The sequence below is a fragment of the Hydrogenophaga sp. genome, from assembly GCF_026125785.1.
Classification (GTDB): domain Bacteria; phylum Pseudomonadota; class Gammaproteobacteria; order Burkholderiales; family Burkholderiaceae_C; genus Hydrogenophaga.
On record NZ_JAHCKL010000030.1, the window covers coordinates 24413 to 40373 of the forward strand.

The 15961-nt window shown below is 66.5% G+C and carries 18 protein-coding genes and 1 pseudogene; 1 reads left to right on the top strand and 18 read right to left on the bottom strand.

Features of this window, described 5'->3' with window-relative positions; all coding sequences use genetic code 11:
• Positions 1 to 6 precede the first annotated feature (6 nt).
• From KIT53_RS19195 to KIT53_RS19230, 8 genes are all read right to left on the bottom strand, one after another.
• The gene (locus KIT53_RS19195; RefSeq protein ID WP_047290290.1) at positions 7 to 1470 is read right to left on the bottom strand and encodes a proton-conducting transporter membrane subunit; all 1464 of its coding nucleotides are present in this window, start codon (positions 1468 to 1470) and stop codon (positions 7 to 9) included.
• A complete protein-coding gene (locus KIT53_RS19200) occupies positions 1467 to 1895 on the bottom strand; it encodes an NADH-quinone oxidoreductase subunit K (protein ID WP_047290289.1) in 429 nt (142 codons plus the stop codon). Before KIT53_RS19200 ends, KIT53_RS19195 begins: the two co-directional genes overlap by 4 nt.
• A complete protein-coding gene (locus KIT53_RS19205; protein ID WP_047290288.1) occupies positions 1892 to 2335 on the bottom strand; it encodes an MnhB domain-containing protein in 444 nt (147 codons plus the stop codon). The genes KIT53_RS19200 and KIT53_RS19205 overlap by 4 nt, the downstream gene beginning before the upstream one ends.
• Positions 2332 to 4623: a hydrogen gas-evolving membrane-bound hydrogenase subunit E gene (mbhE, locus tag KIT53_RS19210; protein ID WP_052914419.1), complete on the bottom strand. Its 2292-nt coding sequence runs from the start codon at positions 4621 to 4623 to the stop codon at positions 2332 to 2334. The genes KIT53_RS19205 and mbhE overlap by 4 nt, the downstream gene beginning before the upstream one ends.
• 2 nt (positions 4624 to 4625) lie before the next feature.
• The gene (locus tag KIT53_RS19215; protein WP_047290287.1) at positions 4626 to 5711 is read right to left on the bottom strand and encodes a calcium/sodium antiporter; all 1086 of its coding nucleotides are present in this window, start codon (positions 5709 to 5711) and stop codon (positions 4626 to 4628) included.
• A gap of 20 nt (positions 5712 to 5731) precedes the next feature.
• Complete coding sequence (locus tag KIT53_RS19220) at positions 5732 to 5965, bottom strand: lipopolysaccharide assembly protein LapA domain-containing protein (RefSeq protein ID WP_047290286.1); 234 nt, start codon at positions 5963 to 5965, stop codon at positions 5732 to 5734.
• Between the two features lie 152 nt (positions 5966 to 6117).
• Positions 6118 to 6597, bottom strand: a complete 480-nt coding sequence (locus tag KIT53_RS19225) for a TerB family tellurite resistance protein (protein WP_047290285.1) — start codon at positions 6595 to 6597, stop codon at positions 6118 to 6120.
• 48 nt (positions 6598 to 6645) lie between these two features.
• Positions 6646 to 6801 carry a hypothetical protein gene (locus KIT53_RS19230; protein ID WP_165710375.1) on the bottom strand — a complete coding sequence of 52 codons (156 nt, stop codon included), beginning with the start codon at positions 6799 to 6801 and terminating at the stop codon, positions 6646 to 6648.
• Between the two features lie 72 nt (positions 6802 to 6873).
• Here KIT53_RS19230 and KIT53_RS19235 point away from each other — a divergent pair.
• Positions 6874 to 7637, top strand: a protein-coding gene (locus tag KIT53_RS19235) for an IS5 family transposase (RefSeq protein ID WP_121335901.1) whose coding sequence is annotated in 2 segments (ribosomal slippage) — positions 6874 to 7189 and positions 7189 to 7637 — 765 coding nt in all. Because the reading frame shifts where the segments join, the coding sequence is not laid out codon by codon here.
• Between the two features lie 341 nt (positions 7638 to 7978).
• Here the strand turns inward: KIT53_RS19235 and KIT53_RS19240 are convergent.
• The 10 genes and pseudogenes from KIT53_RS19240 to KIT53_RS19285 all read right to left on the bottom strand — a co-directional run.
• On the bottom strand, positions 7979 to 8890 hold the full coding sequence (locus tag KIT53_RS19240; RefSeq protein WP_053506162.1) for a nucleotidyl transferase AbiEii/AbiGii toxin family protein: 912 nt from the start codon (positions 8888 to 8890) through the stop codon (positions 7979 to 7981).
• On the bottom strand, positions 8887 to 9624 hold the full coding sequence (locus KIT53_RS19245) for a type IV toxin-antitoxin system AbiEi family antitoxin (protein WP_047290281.1): 738 nt from the start codon (positions 9622 to 9624) through the stop codon (positions 8887 to 8889). Before KIT53_RS19245 ends, KIT53_RS19240 begins: the two co-directional genes overlap by 4 nt.
• A gap of 94 nt (positions 9625 to 9718) precedes the next feature.
• A complete protein-coding gene (locus KIT53_RS19250; RefSeq protein ID WP_099605281.1) occupies positions 9719 to 9979 on the bottom strand; it encodes a DUF2274 domain-containing protein in 261 nt (86 codons plus the stop codon).
• Positions 9976 to 11241, bottom strand: a complete 1266-nt coding sequence (locus KIT53_RS19255) for a TrbI/VirB10 family protein (protein ID WP_099605282.1) — start codon at positions 11239 to 11241, stop codon at positions 9976 to 9978. The genes KIT53_RS19250 and KIT53_RS19255 overlap by 4 nt, the downstream gene beginning before the upstream one ends.
• 2 nt (positions 11242 to 11243) lie before the next feature.
• A complete protein-coding gene (trbG, locus tag KIT53_RS19260; RefSeq protein WP_099605283.1) occupies positions 11244 to 12236 on the bottom strand; it encodes a P-type conjugative transfer protein TrbG in 993 nt (330 codons plus the stop codon).
• Positions 12233 to 12937 carry a conjugal transfer protein TrbF gene (trbF, locus tag KIT53_RS19265; protein ID WP_099605284.1) on the bottom strand — a complete coding sequence of 235 codons (705 nt, stop codon included), beginning with the start codon at positions 12935 to 12937 and terminating at the stop codon, positions 12233 to 12235. Before trbF ends, trbG begins: the two co-directional genes overlap by 4 nt.
• A gap of 24 nt (positions 12938 to 12961) precedes the next feature.
• The gene (trbL, locus tag KIT53_RS19270) at positions 12962 to 14317 is read right to left on the bottom strand and encodes a P-type conjugative transfer protein TrbL (RefSeq protein WP_099605285.1); all 1356 of its coding nucleotides are present in this window, start codon (positions 14315 to 14317) and stop codon (positions 12962 to 12964) included.
• A complete protein-coding gene (locus KIT53_RS19275) occupies positions 14314 to 14622 on the bottom strand; it encodes a hypothetical protein (protein ID WP_150359735.1) in 309 nt (102 codons plus the stop codon). Before KIT53_RS19275 ends, trbL begins: the two co-directional genes overlap by 4 nt.
• A gap of 12 nt (positions 14623 to 14634) precedes the next feature.
• Complete coding sequence (gene trbJ / locus KIT53_RS19280; RefSeq protein ID WP_297756023.1) at positions 14635 to 15360, bottom strand: P-type conjugative transfer protein TrbJ; 726 nt, start codon at positions 15358 to 15360, stop codon at positions 14635 to 14637.
• Positions 15357 to 15961: pseudogene (locus KIT53_RS19285) on the bottom strand (conjugal transfer protein TrbE); the annotation flags it as partial. The gene trbJ and the pseudogene KIT53_RS19285, both read right to left, overlap by 4 nt.

Here is a 15961-nt window from a genome sequence, read left to right on the forward strand (position 1 = left end):
TGCGGTTCATTTCCGGCCCAGCGTCGCGGCCGCGGCCTGCGCGAACTCGATCAGTGTCTGGGGTGCAAATCCGATCGCAAGCGTCACGGCCGCCAGGCTGACCGTCGCCGCCCAGGCCGGTGCGAGCGCCACGCGCCGCGCTGGCCATACACCTTCCGCATCGGCCAAGGGATGGGGCTTCCAGAAGGCCTCGGTCCAGATCTTCATCATCGAGTAGAGCGTCAGCACGCTCACCAGCAGGGCCAGCGCGGCCCACGTGTAGCGCCCCTGTGCAAAGGCCTCCTGCAGCACCAGCAGCTTGGCCCAGAAGCCCGACAGCGGCGGAATGCCTACCAGCGACAAGGCCATCACCGCGAACAGCAGCGCCAGCATCGGCCGTGCGGCGGCCAGGCCACCGATGCGCCGCAGGTCGTAGCTGCCGGCCACGCTGGCCACCATGCCGGCGGTCAGGTACAGACTGGCCTTCACCAGGCTGTGGTGCAGCGTGTAGAACAGCGCCGCGGCATGGCCGGCCGGGCCGCCCAGTGCCACCGCCAGCAGCACGTAACCGATCTGGCTGACGCTGTGGAAGGCCAGGATGCGCCGCATGTCCCAGTGGTGCGCCGCGCCCAGCACACCAGCCACCATGGTGGCCACCGCCACCCAGCCCAGCACCTCGTACAGCGCCGCACCTTCGGGCATGAACACGTCGCCCAGCATGCGCAGCACGGCGTAGGCCGCCACCTTGCCCAGCAGCGCGGCGAACAGGGCCAGCACCGGCGCGGGCAGCGTGGGGTAGGACGCCGGCAGCCAGGCATACAGCGGAAAAGCCCCGGCCTTCAGCAGCAGCCCCACCGTCAGCGCCGCCAGCAACGTGTGCAGCAGGGCCGGGTCGAGCTGGCGCGCCGCCAGTGCCAGCCCGCCGTAGTTGAGCTGCCCTGTGGCGGCATAGAGCAGCCCGATGGCGGCCAGCAGCAGGAGCGTGCCGAACAGGTTCAGGCCCAGGTACTTGAAGGCGGCATCGAGCTGGTCGCGCCGGCCGCCCAGCGCGATCAGGCCCAGGGCGCAGATCAGCATCACCTCGAACCAGACATAGAGGTTGAACAGGTCGGCGGTGCTGAAGGCACCGGCCACGCCGGCCAGCGTGCCGTGCAGCAGCGGCAGCAGCAGCCGGTGGCGCGGACCGGGGTCGGCGTCGCTGCCCAGGAAGATCAGCGTGACCAGGCCCATCAGCGCCGTCAACAGCAGCAAGGCGGTGGACAGGCCGTCGAAGCGGAACTGAATGCCGTAGGGCGCGGGCCAATCGCCGAAGCTGACGCCGACCGGGCCGCTGGCGCTGACCTGCGCCAGCAGCGTCACCGCCGCCCCCAGGAAGCCCAGGACGCCGACGAAGCTGATGGCCTGCTGCGTGCGGGACCGGCCCGAGAACAGCGCCGTCAGGCCCGCGGTGGCCAGCGGCACGAGCACGGGTGCGGTGGCGACGATGCTCACGTGTCGGCCCTCTGCGGCCGCGCATCGTCGTCGGCATGGACGGCATCGAAGGCCAGCGGCGGCTTCACGGGGTCCGCCGGCTCGGGCTCCACCAGCCGCAGCGCCAGCGCATCGTCGGTGCCGACGCGCCGCACCAACTGCATGACCAGCACGAGCGCAAAGCACATCAGCGCGAACCCGATCACGATGGCGGTCAGCACCAGCGCCTGCGGCAGCGGGTTGGCCGCCTCCTGCAGCACCCGGCCGCCCGCCTCGATCACCGCCGGCTGCGCCGACCCCAGGCGGCCCGCGGCCAGCAGCAGCAGGTTCACCGCGCTGCCCAGCAGCGCCAGGCCCACCACGCAGCGCAGCACGTCGCGCGACAGCGCCAGGTACAGCCCTGCGGTCAACGTGATCCAGAGCGCGAAGGCGACGGCCCAGATCATTGCGCGCCCTCCTCCGCCTCGTCGCTGTCGAGCAGTGCGATGGCATAACCCCCCAGCGCACCCCACACGCACAGGTAGACGCCGAGATCAAACACCAGCACCGTGGACACCGGCAGCGTCGTGAAGCCCAGCGGCACACCGGCCCACAGGTGCGTAAGGTAGGCCTTGCCCATCAGCCAGGCCGGCAGGCCCGACAGCGCGCCGACCAGCACGCCCAGCGCCGCAAGCCGCACCGGCGAGCGCAGCGGCAGGCGCTGCGTGGCGGCATCGGGTCCGTGCGCGACGGCCCACAGCACGCTGGCGGTCACCGCCAGCAGGCCGCCGATGAAGCCGCCGCCGGGCTCGTTGTGGCCGCGCAGCAGGACCACCAGCGACGCGGCCAGGATCACCACGTACAGGGGCTTAGCCACTACCTCCAGGATGACCAGCCGGCGGTTCATCGTCCGGCCTCCGTGTCGCGCCGGGTGCGCACAGCACGCAGCAGCGGCACCGCCGCCAGCAGCGACAGCATCACGACCGTGATCTCGCCCAGCGTGTCCAGCGCTCGGAAGTCGACCAGGATCACGTTTACCACGTTGCGGCCCTGCGCGGCCGGCACACTGTGCTCGCCGAACCAGCGCGACAGCGTGTCGTCGAAGGGCAGCGCCACGGCGGCCAGCAGCAGCGCGGTCAGCACGGTGGCGAAGGCCAGCGACAGCACGAGCGCCATCGGGCGCCAGACCGGCTCGGGCACGCTCATGGCCTTGCCTTGGCGTTTCAACGCCAACAGCACCGCCGCAACGACGATGACGAACACCGTCTCAACGACCACCTGTGTGAAGGCGACGTCCGGCGCCCCCGCAAAGAGAAACAGCACTGCGCTGCCGTAGCCCACGAGACCGGCACCCAGCAGCAGCACCAGGCGGTCCTTCAGCGTGGCGGCCGCCATGGCGCCGACAGCGATCAGTAGCACGGCACCGGCCACGCCCAATGGCGGCGCAGACCAGGCCGGCCAGGCCAGCGTGGGCGCGGCTGCCACCAGCGGGAGCCCGATGGCCAGCACCGCCGCGGCCGCCGCCACGGCCATGTAACCTGGCGAGCGTCCGTGCTGCAACGCCCGCGTACTGAACGCAGCGAGACGCGGAATCCAGTCCAGGGAACGTTCGTAGAGCCTGGCAAGGCCGAAGGTGGCTAGCCGCGGGGCAACCGCATCCACCATGCGGTGCAGCACGTCCCACAGCAGATAGACGATCGCACCCAGCGCCAGCGTGGTGGCAAAGGTCAGCGACTCTGCCAGCAGTGCCCGCGCCAGCGGCGCCAGCACAGGGTCGTCGCCGGCGGTCATGGCCACCCCCGCAGCTTCTACCATCGGCTGGGCCCAGGCCGGGAACAGCCCCAGCGCGACGCCGAAGCCGGCCAGCACCATGGGCGGCAGCACCAGCGCGGGACCGGCCTCATGCACGCCGGTGAGCGCGGGCTCGGGCGCGCGGTGCCAGAACACGCGCACGGCGGCGACACCGGCCACGGCCACCGCGATGGCCGAGAACACCGTGTTGGCCAGCGGCGCGAAAGCCAGCACGTTGTCGGCCGCCTTGGCGTCGCCGATCAGGTCCTTCACCACGAAGCCGAACGACAAGGGGATGCCGGCCATCGACATGCCGGCCAGCGCCGCCGCCGCCGCGGTCCACGGCATGGCGTGGCGCAGGTTGCCCAGTCGGTCGATGATGCGGGTGCCGGTGCCATGATCGACATTGCCAGCGACGAAGAACAGCGGCGCCTTGTACAGCGCATGCGCCAGCAGCAGCGCGCCCACAGCCACCGCAGCACCTTCGCCTGGCATGCCCACCAGCGCCACCAAGGTGCCCAGCGTGGCCACCGTCGACCAGGCCAGGATGCGCTTGAGGTCGCGCTCGCGCAGCGCCAGCACCATGCCCCAGGCGGCGGTGATCGAACCCGCGCCCTGCAGCAGCACCTGCCACAGCAGCCAGTCGTCGAGGCCGGCGTCCAGCCGCGCCAGCAGGTACACACCCAGCTTCACCATCGTGGCCGAATGCAGGTAGGCCGACACCGGTGTTGGCGCGGCCATCGCGTTGGGAAGCCAGAAGTGGAACGGGAACTGCGCGCTCTTGGTGAAGGCGCCCACGATCACCAACAGGACACCCGCCGTCAGCAGCGGGGTGGGCGCGGTGGCCGGCAGGCGTTCGACGATCACGCTGATGGTGCTGGTGCCCATCACCTGCCCGATCAGGATCAAGCCCGCCAGCAGCGCCAGGCCGCCGGTGCCTGTCACCAGCAGCGCCTGCTGCGCCGCCTTGCGGCTGACCGCGCGTTCATGGTGGAAGCCGACGAGCAGGAAGGACAGCACGCTGGTGGCTTCCCAGAACAGGAAGAGCGTGAACAGATTGTCAGCAGTGACGCAGCCGATCATCGCCACCATGAACAGCGTGAGCTGCACGAACAGCCGCCGTTGCCCCGGGTGGCTTGCGAAGTAGCCGCCGGCGTAGACGAATACCGCGCTGCCCACAGCCGTGATCATCAGCAGCATCAGCACCGCCAGGCCGTCGATGCGCCAGGCCAGCGAGATGCCCAGCGCCGGTATCCACTCGAGCGCACCACCCGTCGGCAGCTGCAGCCACAACAACATGCCCACCACGACGCCCAGCGCGGCCAGAGGCAGCGCCGTGAAGGCGGCACGAGAGGCCAGCCCCATGCCGCCATCGGCCGCCGAGCTCAGAAGCGGCGTGCCCACGCTCAGCGCCCCGCCCGCCGCAACATCGTCACGCCCAGCGTGACGATGGTCAGCGGCACCACGAACCCCAGCATCGCGTCGCCGAAGGCCTGGACGCCGTCATGGCGCTGCGCCGCCAGCACCAGGTAGGCCACATACGCGACGTAGTAGCCCAGGAACAGGCCGCCCTCCCAACGGGCGATCTCGCGACCGGTCAGGAAGACCGGCAGGCAAGCCACCAGTGCGGCGAGCATGACCCACAGATCAAACCGGGCCACGTCCGGCGGCAGCGGCAGCGCGGCACCGGTGCCCACAGCCGCCACGACGGCCCCCAGGCCAACGACGCCAAAGAGGTTGAACACGCAACTGCCCACCACGTTGCCCACGGCGATGTCGCGTTCGCCCTTGAGGCTGGCCACTACCGATGCCGCCACCTCCGGCAGCGAAGTGCCCGAGGCGACGATGGTCAGGCCGATGATCACCTCCGACAGACCGAGTGCACGCGCGAAGATGACTGCCGCCTGCACCAGCCAATCCGATCCCAGCACGAGCAGCACCAGCCCGGCGACGATCAGACCGAGCTGTGCCGGCAGCCGGGCGTCCCACCGCCCCGCCTTGGCCGGCTGCAGTGTGTCGGCGTACTCGTCGGGACCGGTCGCGGCCGGCTCCGCGCGCGACTGCCGGACCAGGAACGCGGTGTAGGCCATCAGCAGGCCGAGCAGCAGCGATCCGTCGAACAGCCCCAACGATCCGTCCAGGCCCAGGACGATGAGCAACACGGCGCCGCCGATCATGATCGGCGCCTCCTGGCGGATGACTTGCCGGTGCACCGCCAGCGGCGTGATGAGCGCGGCCAGGCCCAGGACGAACAGCACGTTGAAGATGTTGCTGCCCACGGCGTTGCCCACCGCCAGCCCGCCCTGCCCGGCCAGCACTGCGCCGGTTGTCACGGCCATCTCCGGTGCACTGGTGCCAAAAGCCACCACCGTGAGACCCACCACCAGCGGCGACAGACCCAGGCGCAATGCCAGGAGCGACGCACCGCGCACGAGGATGAAGGCGCCGGCAACCAAGGCCAGGAGCCCCCCCGCGAACAGAAGAAAAGTCATTGCCGCAAAGTCGCCATGGCTCAGTTGCTCAAGGGAGGTTTCGAGGTGGCGCCGCGCACCCAGCTGCGAACCATGGACAGGAGCGTGCCTCCCGTCAGCATGCCCAGCACGTACACCGCCAGCAGCAGCAACGACAGCGGTAGCGTCAAGCTCGCAGACAGGAACTGCACGGTCACAGTGTCGAGGTTCTGGAACTTGAAGAGAAAAACGACAGCCGTCATGGCGAGCAGCAGGGCCAAGTAGACATGTTTCATGTTGTTCCTTCTTCGCACAGCAGACAAGCTGTTGCGGGAATTATGCCTTTGTTGGTTAGCTCGACAAACAACAAGGCCGACAGCGCTGCAGCGCGGCCGGCCTCGGGAATGGAGAATGGGGGAAGGGGAATCACCTGATGCTTGATCGAACGTTAGCCCGGCATCGAGATGCCAGGGCGCGGCACCACCTGAAAGTCGAGGCCGTAGACCAGTGGTTCGACACACTCCTGGTCTTCCATCGGCAGCACCCACCGCTCAAGTGCCGCGCGCAACAACATCGACTCGCCCGGGTGCACCTCGCCGTCGGCCTCGATGACTTGAGCGCAAAGCTTGATCACCAGCGCCTGCAACGCGACGTTATCGATCTCGTCCAGCCAGGCAGCGAGCGTCGGGCCGTCGATCAGGATATCCCGCCCCGGGCGAACACCGGTCATCAGGTCCTGGCACAACTCGTCCAGAACGACATGCCATTGCAGGCCATGCAGATCGAGCCGTTCGAAGGCCTGCGTGTCGGCCAGTCGCTGCCATTCGACATCCTTGATGTCGCCGTTGGCGAGCAAGGCGGTGGCCAGGATGCGCCCGGCGGCCTGAGGGCTGTTGCGGGGGTAGTGCCGGAAAACTGGGTGGTTCATTGGCTTGGTCCTCCTTAAGGGGCCATGGAGAGCGGTGGATGGCGGTGGTCAGCCGAGCCTGAACACCACGAAGACGGTCAGCGTCATGGCCAGCAGTGTCCAACCAGCGGCTCGCGCCGCGGGGTACCAGCGGGTGACCGATGGCGTGATGGCGATGGTGGTGGCACGTTGCTGCCGGGCGCGGTGGGAATGAAGATGGTGCATCGTGAAGCTCCTGGAGTTAGGGCGTGTTAACACTAATGGCGATTTCTGCGACTGCGCGGGACAATCTCTGGCATGGAGATCACACCCGAGCAATTCGCCACCATCGAGCACTGTCTGCCCAAGCAGCGCGGCAATGTCAGCCTGAGCAACCTGCAGGTAGTCAACGCCATCCTCTATGTGGCCGAGCATGGCTGCAAGTGGCGTGGACTGCCCAAACGGTTCGGCAACTGGCACACGATCTACACGCGCATGAACCGCTGGACCAAGGCCGGTGTACTCGATCGCATGTTCGAGGAATTGCAGCGGGCCCAGGTCGTGCGCATCAAGATCGAGGCGGTCTCGCTGGACTCCACCAGCATCAAGGTCCACCCAGACGGCACCGGAGCGTTAAAAAAAACGGCCCTCAGTCCATCGGCAAGTCCCGAGGCGGATGGAACACCAAGATTCATATGGTTGCCGCGGATGCTCGAACGGCCGTGACGTTCTGCCTCTCGCCAGGACAAGCGCACGACGCACCTGAAGGCAGGCGTTTGCTCAGCAGCCTCGGGGCGACAAGCCGACCCGTTCATTTGCTCATGGACCGGGCATACGAAGGCAATGAAACCCGCCAACTTGCTCTGGACCTGGGATTCATTCCGGTCGTGCCCCCGACCAGCAAACGCCTTGATCCTTGGGAATACGACCGGGCCATGTACAAGCGCCGCAATGAGGTCGAGCGACTGTTTCGTCGCCTCAAGGGTTACCGGCGCATCTTCTCGCGCTTCGAGAAACTCGATCTCATGTTCCTCGGCTTCATCAGCTTCGTGCTTGTCGCAGATGGACTGAGAATGTGTTAACAGGCCCTAGTTCAAGAAACAGTACATCGCTGATGGGACACACCAACTGCCCGTTGGAGACACCAGCTACGAGGGCATCCAAAAGATCCGCCGCTCCCGGTGGACTCGACGCGAGCGTGCGTGCGGCGCGCAGGTGAATCCAGAAGCACTTGTCGAGGTAGATGCGGCCCCGCGCAGCCACCCACTCACCGAGTTCGATCACGCGGCGTCGCTCATACTCATCGACCGTGATCTGTGGCGTAGAACGATGGAACGCAAATCGGTCGGCAATGCGGGGAGAAGTCACTGGGTTTCGTGTCCATTTTTTAGCGGGTCAGGCCGGCTTGTGTTGAGGAATCCCCCTACCCCAACCTTGCGGCCAGCGCATCTGCTTGCTCGGCAAACTTCTTCGCATCGGCCTTCTGCAACTGCGCCAGGTTGTGCAGCTTCCAGCGGATGCCCGGCAGTTGTTCGAGGTGTGCGATGTCCAGCAATGACCACTCCGGCGTGCCAGCGGCCAGCGACAGCAGGAAGCGCCGCTCGTCGTCGTCCAAACCCTGCTGGATTTCGCGCACCATGCGTTCTCGCGCGTCGAGCAGCGCATCAAGCGGCACCGGCTCGGTCGTCATGCCTTGGAAGTTGTGCTCGTAGTCGTGCCGGATGTCTCGCAGCGGCGTGAACAACACTTCATGGATCGGCCGGTTGCTGCTGGCCAGATAGACCACGAAGGCGCGCCGGATGCCGGGCGTGATGCCCTCGTGCGCAAAGAGCTGCATCACGTCGAACAGATCACGCGGATGCTGCCGATCCAGCGCCGCCACCAGCTTGCCGCCGTACACTTCTTCCAGCGACACCACCGGAATCTCCAGATCGGCCATCAACACGTCACGGGCCATCGGCGTCAGCGAGGCGCGGCGCACCGGCTGCACCGTGCCGCGCATGACGAAGTTGACTTCGACCTTGACCTGAATCGAGCCGCGACGCACCAGCAACTTGGTTTCCCCTGCTGCTGCCGCTGGCGCGTGTGTGTGGAATCCTCGCTTCTTCAACCGCTCCGCAGCTTGCCGGATGGCCTCGTTGATGCGCGCCAGTGCCTCGTCGCGCGGCAAGGTGTGATCGGGAAAAACCAGATCGAGATCGACCGACAAGCGCGGCATGTCGCGCACGAACAGGTTGATCGCCGTACCGCCCTTCAGGGCAAAGGTATCGTCAACAAACACCAGCGGCGCGACCTGCGTCAGCAGGCGCGCGGTATCGAGATAGGTCTGGTTCATGGCTTGAGTACCAGCAGGCCATCGGCCGATCGAGACACCCAGGGACGGTCGCTACCCGTCGGCAGCGCGGCCGGATCGAGCTTGGCCGCCCAGGGCAATGACGCCTCGCGGCCGAGTTGCAGGCACAGCCGCACGGTCTTGACGTTTGTGCAGTGTTGCAACAGCTCGCGTAACACGTCGGGGCGCAGGCTATAGGCGCTCTCCACCAGTTCGCGGGCTTCCTGTAAGGGCTGGCGCACGCCAACCTCACTCAACAGTTCCAGCAAGGCGCGCTCCGGCGCGGACACCTGCGGCGCCCCGCTGCGCTTCTCGAACGCGCCAACGTGCAACAAGGCGGCCGGCTGCTCGTCGAACAGCCGTTTGCGGTGGTATTCAGCTGGGAATCGTTCCGTGAACCATTCCGGCAAGCGTGCGGCCTTCCAGCCATACAGATGCAGCACCGGCTGCTGCGCTACGTACTGCCGCACACCGTACCAGTCCAGCGCCGACTTGCCGCCGACGTGCAGCCCCTCGAACTGGCGCTGCAACAGCAGCAGGCTGGGATGAAGCGCCGGGGGATCGTTGGGGCGGCAGAACACCCCCCGCGCCAGGCGCTTGAGCCACCCTGCCCGGACGTAGTGAACAGCCAGGTCAGCAGAGATGCCCAACGCCGCCAAGTCCAGCGAGGTCAGCGGCGTTCCCGGTGCCAACCGGGTGTAGAGCACATTTAGTCTGCTTGAATTAGTCGTAGCCATACTACGATATATATATCTTTTCCAAGAAAACGTCAATTTGATATGGAACCACCAATCGTAGGCTGGATACGACAATGGAATCTAATCCAAACAATCACCCTTTCGGCATAGCCGTGCGGGAAGAAGGTCGGGTGTCATCTCCCCTGCCCCGCCGGAATCCTCGATCCCCAGCGATAAACGCCTCCAGCATGTGCGGGATCAGCGTCATGGCATCGACCGTCTCGCCATACGCCTGCGCGTGCAGCGTGGCGTAGCGGTCAAGGTCGGCTTTCAAGCTGACCGGGCACGCAAAGGTCAGCTTGATGCTCTCGGTCTTGGGCAGCGGCCCGAGCCGCAGGTTCTTGGTTGTGCTCATTGCATCGCCCCCCGTTGGAAGAACATCGGCTGGTAAGGCCGCAACACCAAATCGCGGTTGACGATGATGCGCACCGGCAGGCCCGGCCGCGTGGTCAGCGTCGGCTGGATATTCATGTTGCGCCGGGTGATCTCTTGGCCGACCTGATTGATGCTGTCCTGCGCGCTGTCGCGCCCGGCAATCACGATGCGGTTGCCGTCCTGCCGGTTCTCCGGCGCGGCCAGTTCGGCGCCCACGCCCAGCAGCGTCGTCAACACCGCGCCCGCAACGATGCGATTCCAGTGCCAGTTCACGTCATCCTCCAGGCCGGCGTAGCCGGCCGGATCGGTGCCCACTAGGTTGTCGAGCGTCAGCGAAGACGTGTCGGGCAAGATGATCCGGTTCCACACTACTTGCACGCGGCTCTGCCCGTAGCTGACCTGGCTGTTGTAGCGCCCAAGGATGCGCGCCCCCTGCGGAATCAGCAGGAACTTGCCCGTGGCTGTGTCAAAGACCGGCTCTGTCACCGTGGCGATCACGTCGCCCGGCAAGTCCGACTTGATGCCTGTCACCAGCGCGCCCGCGATCACGGTTCCAGCCATCACCTGATAGGGCGACGCCGGCAGCGCCAGATTGCCGGAATTGCGGGTTTCCGTAGAACCGGCTTTCAGGAACGCCTCTTTCTGGTCTTGCCGGTTCTGCACGGCGGTCGGGTCGGCGGGCTGGGCCGCCGTCGAGGCAGGCCCGGCAGCGAGAGGATCGAAGGCCGCGAGCGTGCTTGCAGCACCCGGCGCTGCCTGCGCGACCGTGGCGGCGGTCTGACCTTGGCCGCCCGAGCGGAAGAACACCGACGAGGCCGCCGCCGCGTCCGCCTCCTTGCGCAAGGCATCCTCGGGATCATGGCCTGGCGGCGCATAGGCCGGCGTCACCGGCTGCTGCGAAGCGACGATGGCAGGGCCAAGGTCGCCTGGTAACGGCGGCCCTAATTCCGGCACTTTTGGCGGTAGCTTCGAGTAGTCCGAAGGCAGGCCATCCAACCCTTCGGACTTCGACACACGATCGACGTTGTAAAGCTCGGTCTGTTCATTGGCCCCGCGCCGCTGCGGTTGCAATGACCAGATCGTGGCCCCGAGCACGGCGACCGACAGGCCGCCAACGAGGATGGCCAGCACGCGCCGGTTCAGGCGCATGACGGGGCGTGGCTGGGCGCGCAGCGGCACCGCCTCGGGCGCAACCTTGCCCGCCTGCGGCGTGGCGAGGTCGGTAGTGTCGTCTTGGCTCATGGTCAATTCCTCCGCGCAACGCCGTCCGTGCGCTCGATCCGTACCACGTCGCCCTTGTCACCACCCAGGCGCAGTTCGGCCGCGCCGAACAGCCGATCCACGATGTAGTACGGCGAGCGGAAGCGGTAGTTCACCAGTTGCCCATCACCTTGTGGCCCAATGACGAACAGCGGCGGCAGCTCGCCTTGCGCGATACCAGGCGGGAACTGGATATAGACCTTCTCGCCGTCATCGAAAGCGCGCAGTGGCTTCCACGGCGGATTGCTGCCCGAGACGGTGTAGCGGAAACGGATCTTCTCCAGCGACAGCCCGCTATCGACCGGCGCGGCGGCACTGGCCGCCTGCGCCTGGCGCTGCAAGGCCAGCATCTTGTCCTTCGGGTACTCCCAGGACACCGACGCCATCCACGTCTTCTCGGTCGAGGTCAACTCGATCAGGTAGGTGCGTCGGCTGGTCGTGATGACCAGATTGGTCTTCAACCCCGAGCGAATCGGCTTGACCATTACGTTCACGCGCAACGCATCACCGCTGCCGCTCGATGTGTCGCCCACGATCCAACGCACGGTATCGCCGGCGGCGACCGTCACCAGCTCCTCACCCGGCTGGAGCGCGATTACGGTCACGCGACCCACGGCCGCATAGACCTGATACAGCGCACCATCGGTATAGGGCCACACCTGAATCGCATTGACGTAGCCCTCGCGCGTGGGCGCGATGCGTGCCTCGGCGTTGGCCCGAGACACGCGCACGGTCTCGTCCGCCGGCTCCGGCGCGGGCTTGGCAGCCTCGGACTCGGGCAATGGCTTCAACTGCGCTGGCATCGGCAGCACCTCGGGCACGGCCACCATCTCCACCGGCTTGGGCGGCTCCGGCAGCGGCTGGGCCTGCACGGGCTCATCGAGCGAGATGGTCGGCGGCGGCTTGCCCTGTGTGGCGCAGCCCGCCAGGGCCGCAAGCGCCAGCACGGAAACATAAATACGGAAAGACGATTTCATGGTTTGGCTCCTTCGGAAGAATCCAGTTCACGCGCCCAGGACAGGCCGTTGACGTAGATGCCCAAGGGGTTCTTGCGCAGGCGCTGCTCGGTGCGCGGGGTCTGCTGCACGATGGAAATCACGGCGTTCCAGCGTTCAGTCCCTGCGGCAGCGCCGTTGACGAAGCGCTGCTCCGTCCAGCGCACGTTGAAAGACGTGTCGCTGGCGCGAGTCACGCTGGTGATCTGCACCGTCACCGACTCCTTGCCGATGCGTGCGAACGGGTCGCTCACGCGCGCGTAGTCGTTGAGGACGGCCGCGCCTTTGTCGGTCGTGTAGTCGTAGGCATCGAGCCAGTTCTGGCGGACAACGATGGGGTCGATTGACAACGAGCGCACCAGACCGATGAAGCGGCCCAGGTGGTACGCAGTCTGTGCATCGCTGGGCCGGTACGGCGTGGCGGCTTCGCCGACCGCGCGCACCTGGCCGGCGTTGTCCACCTCCACGACGTAGGGTGTCACGATGGACTGCGCCGAACGCCACACCAGGCCGCCGGCCATCAACAGCGCGAGCGTCAGGCAGCCGAAGGCCATCAGCCGCCAGTTCTTCGCCTGCACGCGCGGCGAGCCGATGCGGTCGTCCCACACCTGGCCGGCAGCTTGGTACGGCGTGGCAGGCTGCGGCGTGTCGGCATAGCGCACCTGCGGTTTCTTGAATCGCATGGTCAGTTCTCCTTATGAATCGCTTCAGTCGTCGGAGCCGCGCAGGCTCGGCCCTTGGCCAGAGCCGCCGCCATCGCCACCGCGCAGCGCGTGGGCGGTGGTGGTCGCGGCATGGGTGATTTGTTGGCGGCGGTGCAGCCGCTTGGCCCAGGCAGGTTGTTCCGGTGCCTGGGCCGCAGTGGCACTTGCCGGGGCGGGGCCACCTGACGCTCCCGCATCCCCATTCCAGCCTGCGCGGAAGGGAGCGGCCATGCGTTGCCCGGCAGCGGAGGCTCGGGACGCAGCGCCTCGCCCAGCTGCCTGCGCACCCGTCTTGACGACGCTGCCCAGTCCCGCCATTGCGCCTTTCGCACCACCTCCTGCGGCGGCGGAGCCGGCCTGGAATGCCGACTTCGTACTGCCAGCCGCCGATGTGGCCGCACGCGCACCAGCGCCGGCCAGCTTGGCGGCTGCCGGTGCCATGCGCGCGCCAGCCGCCACCGCACCACCGACGCCGGTTGCTGCAGCACCGATAACGACGGCCGTGCCGGCTGCACCGACAGCGGCACCCGCCATCGCACCCGCGCCGAGCTGCGGCGCACCGGACACGAGGCCTGTGGCGATGCCAGGGCCGAAGATGCCCAGCGCCAGCAGCGTGAGTGAGGCCAGCATGATGACCAGCGCGTGGTCGATGGACGGCTCGGCGGGATGAACCTGAAACTGAGAGAACAGGCCCGATCCAATGCCCACGATCACGGCCAACACCAGCACCTTGACGCCGGAGGCCACCACGTTGCCCAAGACCTTTTCGGCCAGGAACGAGGTCTTGTTCCAAAGCGCGAACGGCACCAGCACGAAGCCCGCGAGCGTGGTCAGCTTGAACTCAATCAGCGTGATGAAAAGCTGGATCGCCAGCACGAAAAAACACAGCACCACGATCAGCCACGCGAGGAACATCACCACGATGGGGTCAAGGTTCACGAACACTTCGGGGAACCCGGCCATGTCGCCGATCTGCTTCAGGATCGGCGCACCCGCGTCAATGCCCATCTTCGCTAGGCGGCCCGGCTGCAAGAAGTTCTCCATCGTGATGGCCGAACCGGTGGCGGTGATACCCAAACCCGCAAAGGAGCGGAACACGATGCTGGCCAGCCAGTTGAAGTTATTGAGAATGTAGGCGAAGGCACCGACGTAGAGCACCTTGCGCAGCAGCTTGGCGATCACGTCCTCGCCCTGGCCAGTGGCGTGGCTCATGGCCCAATACAGTCCGGCGATCGTCATGTCGATGACGATCAGCGTGGCCGTGAGGAACGCCACTTCGCCCCGCAGCAGCCCGAAACCCGAGTCGATGTAGGTGGCGAAGGTGTTGAGGAACTGGTCGATGATGGTCACGTCATTCATGGCGTGCCCTCTGGTTCATCGAAGCTGGGCGGGATCGGCGGCAGGTCCGCCAGCGTCCGGTATTCGTCCGGCCCGGACTGGCCGGCGAAGAAGCGCCGCCGGAATACCTCAGCTGCGGCGCGGCAAGCGTCCTCGCCCGTGGTCGGCATAACCTGTTGTGGATGGGCCGCGCATTGCGCGCGCAATGCCTTGAGCCGCACGGGATCGGCGGACAAGGCATCCGCAAGGTTGTCGGTCGGCTGCTCGCCGCACGCAGCCAGCAGCACGACAAGCATCACAACAGACGGGGCGAGGACACATCGCATGGCGACCTCCCGTCAGTCGCGGTAGAAGTTGATGGACTGCGGTGTGTACGGCGTGCCTTCACCGAGGAAGCGTCGTCGCACCTCGCGGGCACGCTCCGTGGCCGCCGCTTGTCGCGCCAGCTCCAGCGAGGCGGCCCGGTCTTGCGTGATCTGGAGCCGCTGTGACTGGATCGACTGCTTGGCCTGCAAGGCCAGCAACTGGTTCATGGCCTGCATGGCTTGCAGCGCACCCTCGGCCGACTGGCTCTTGCCCACCAAGTCGGCCAGCACGCTTTCGTCATCGCTCAGGTTCTGCGACGCCTGGGCCTGCATCTGCATGGTGGTTTGCAGGCCGTTGAGCGTGTTCTTCCAACGCTCCTGCGCATCGAGGTACATCTGATTGCCGCTCACCGTGGCGGCGTATTTCTCGGGGTACAGGCGTGCGAACTCCCGGTCGATGCTCGTCACGTCGTAGGCCAAGCCCTTGGCCTGCGCGATGAGGCGCTGGGTGGTCGCCAGGTTGGCGCGCAACTGGCCCACCACGCTGGACGGCAGGCTGGCCAGGTTGCGCGCCTGGTTGATCAGCATCTGCGCTTCGTTCTGAAGCTGCTGGATTTGGTTGTTGATCTGCTCCAGCGTGCGGATCGCGGTCAGCGTGTTCTGCACGAGGTTCGTGGGGTCGATCACGACCCATTGCGCATAGGCGGTGGCGGTGCAAAGCATGGCCGCGATGGCAGCGGCGACAAGGCGCTTCTTCATGGCAGGTTCTCCAGTGGTTGGTCAGCGAGGGAACCCGGCGCGAGGCCGGGGAACGAGGGCAGCAGGTCAGCCGCCCAATCGAGGCCGCGATGGCGCAGCCAGGCGCCTGCGAAGCCGGGCGTGCCGGCGTCCAGCAGCACGCGGTCTATGTCGCGCTGGTCTTGCGGCGTGGAAGCACCCGCAAACGCCAACGCTGCCGGCCCCAGGTCGAGGTCGAACAGGCGGTTGCCGAGGCGGGATTGGTAGTAGTAGTCGCGCTTGGGCTGCGCCGTGGCGACGATTTCGATCTGCCGCCTGTTGAGGCCGAAGCCCTCGTAGATCGTGCGAATCTGCGGCTCGGTCGCCTGCGGGTTGGCGAGGAAAATGCGGCTCGCGCAGCTCTCGATGATCGCGGGCGCGATGCTCGATTCCTTGACGTCGGCGAGGCTCTGCGTGGAGAAGATGACGCTGACGTTCTTTTTCCTGAGCGTCTTGAGCCATTGCCGGATACGCGCGGCAAACACCGGGTCATCAAGGAACAGCCACGCTTCATCGAGAATCAACAGCGTGGGCGCACCGTCGAAGCGTTCATCGAAGCGCGCAAAGAGGTAATGCAGCACGG

Excerpts from the sequence above, each read along its gene's own strand:
- KIT53_RS19205 (WP_047290288.1), bottom strand. The coding sequence starts at position 2,335 with ATGAACCGCCGGCTGGTCATCCTGGAGGTAGTGGCTAAGCCCCTGTAC.
- KIT53_RS19200 (WP_047290289.1), bottom strand. The coding sequence starts at position 1,895 with ATGATCTGGGCCGTCGCCTTCGCGCTCTGGATCACGTTGACCGCAGGG.
- KIT53_RS19275 (WP_150359735.1), bottom strand. The coding sequence starts at position 14,622 with ATGCGATGTGTCCTCGCCCCGTCTGTTGTGATGCTTGTCGTGCTGCTG.
- KIT53_RS19245 (WP_047290281.1), bottom strand. The coding sequence starts at position 9,624 with ATGGCTACGACTAATTCAAGCAGACTAAATGTGCTCTACACCCGGTTG.
- KIT53_RS19240 (WP_053506162.1), bottom strand. The coding sequence starts at position 8,890 with ATGAACCAGACCTATCTCGATACCGCGCGCCTGCTGACGCAGGTCGCG.
- trbL (WP_099605285.1), bottom strand. The coding sequence starts at position 14,317 with ATGAATGACGTGACCATCATCGACCAGTTCCTCAACACCTTCGCCACC.
- KIT53_RS19220 (WP_047290286.1), bottom strand. The coding sequence starts at position 5,965 with ATGAAACATGTCTACTTGGCCCTGCTGCTCGCCATGACGGCTGTCGTT.
- KIT53_RS19215 (WP_047290287.1), bottom strand. The coding sequence starts at position 5,711 with ATGACTTTTCTTCTGTTCGCGGGGGGGCTCCTGGCCTTGGTTGCCGGC.
- KIT53_RS19255 (WP_099605282.1), bottom strand. The coding sequence starts at position 11,241 with ATGAGCCAAGACGACACTACCGACCTCGCCACGCCGCAGGCGGGCAAG.
- KIT53_RS19250 (WP_099605281.1), bottom strand. The coding sequence starts at position 9,979 with ATGAGCACAACCAAGAACCTGCGGCTCGGGCCGCTGCCCAAGACCGAG.
- KIT53_RS19230 (WP_165710375.1), bottom strand. The coding sequence starts at position 6,801 with ATGCACCATCTTCATTCCCACCGCGCCCGGCAGCAACGTGCCACCACC.
- trbJ (WP_297756023.1), bottom strand. The coding sequence starts at position 15,360 with ATGAAGAAGCGCCTTGTCGCCGCTGCCATCGCGGCCATGCTTTGCACC.
- trbG (WP_099605283.1), bottom strand. The coding sequence starts at position 12,236 with ATGAAATCGTCTTTCCGTATTTATGTTTCCGTGCTGGCGCTTGCGGCC.
- KIT53_RS19225 (WP_047290285.1), bottom strand. The coding sequence starts at position 6,597 with ATGAACCACCCAGTTTTCCGGCACTACCCCCGCAACAGCCCTCAGGCC.
- trbF (WP_099605284.1), bottom strand. The coding sequence starts at position 12,937 with ATGCGATTCAAGAAACCGCAGGTGCGCTATGCCGACACGCCGCAGCCT.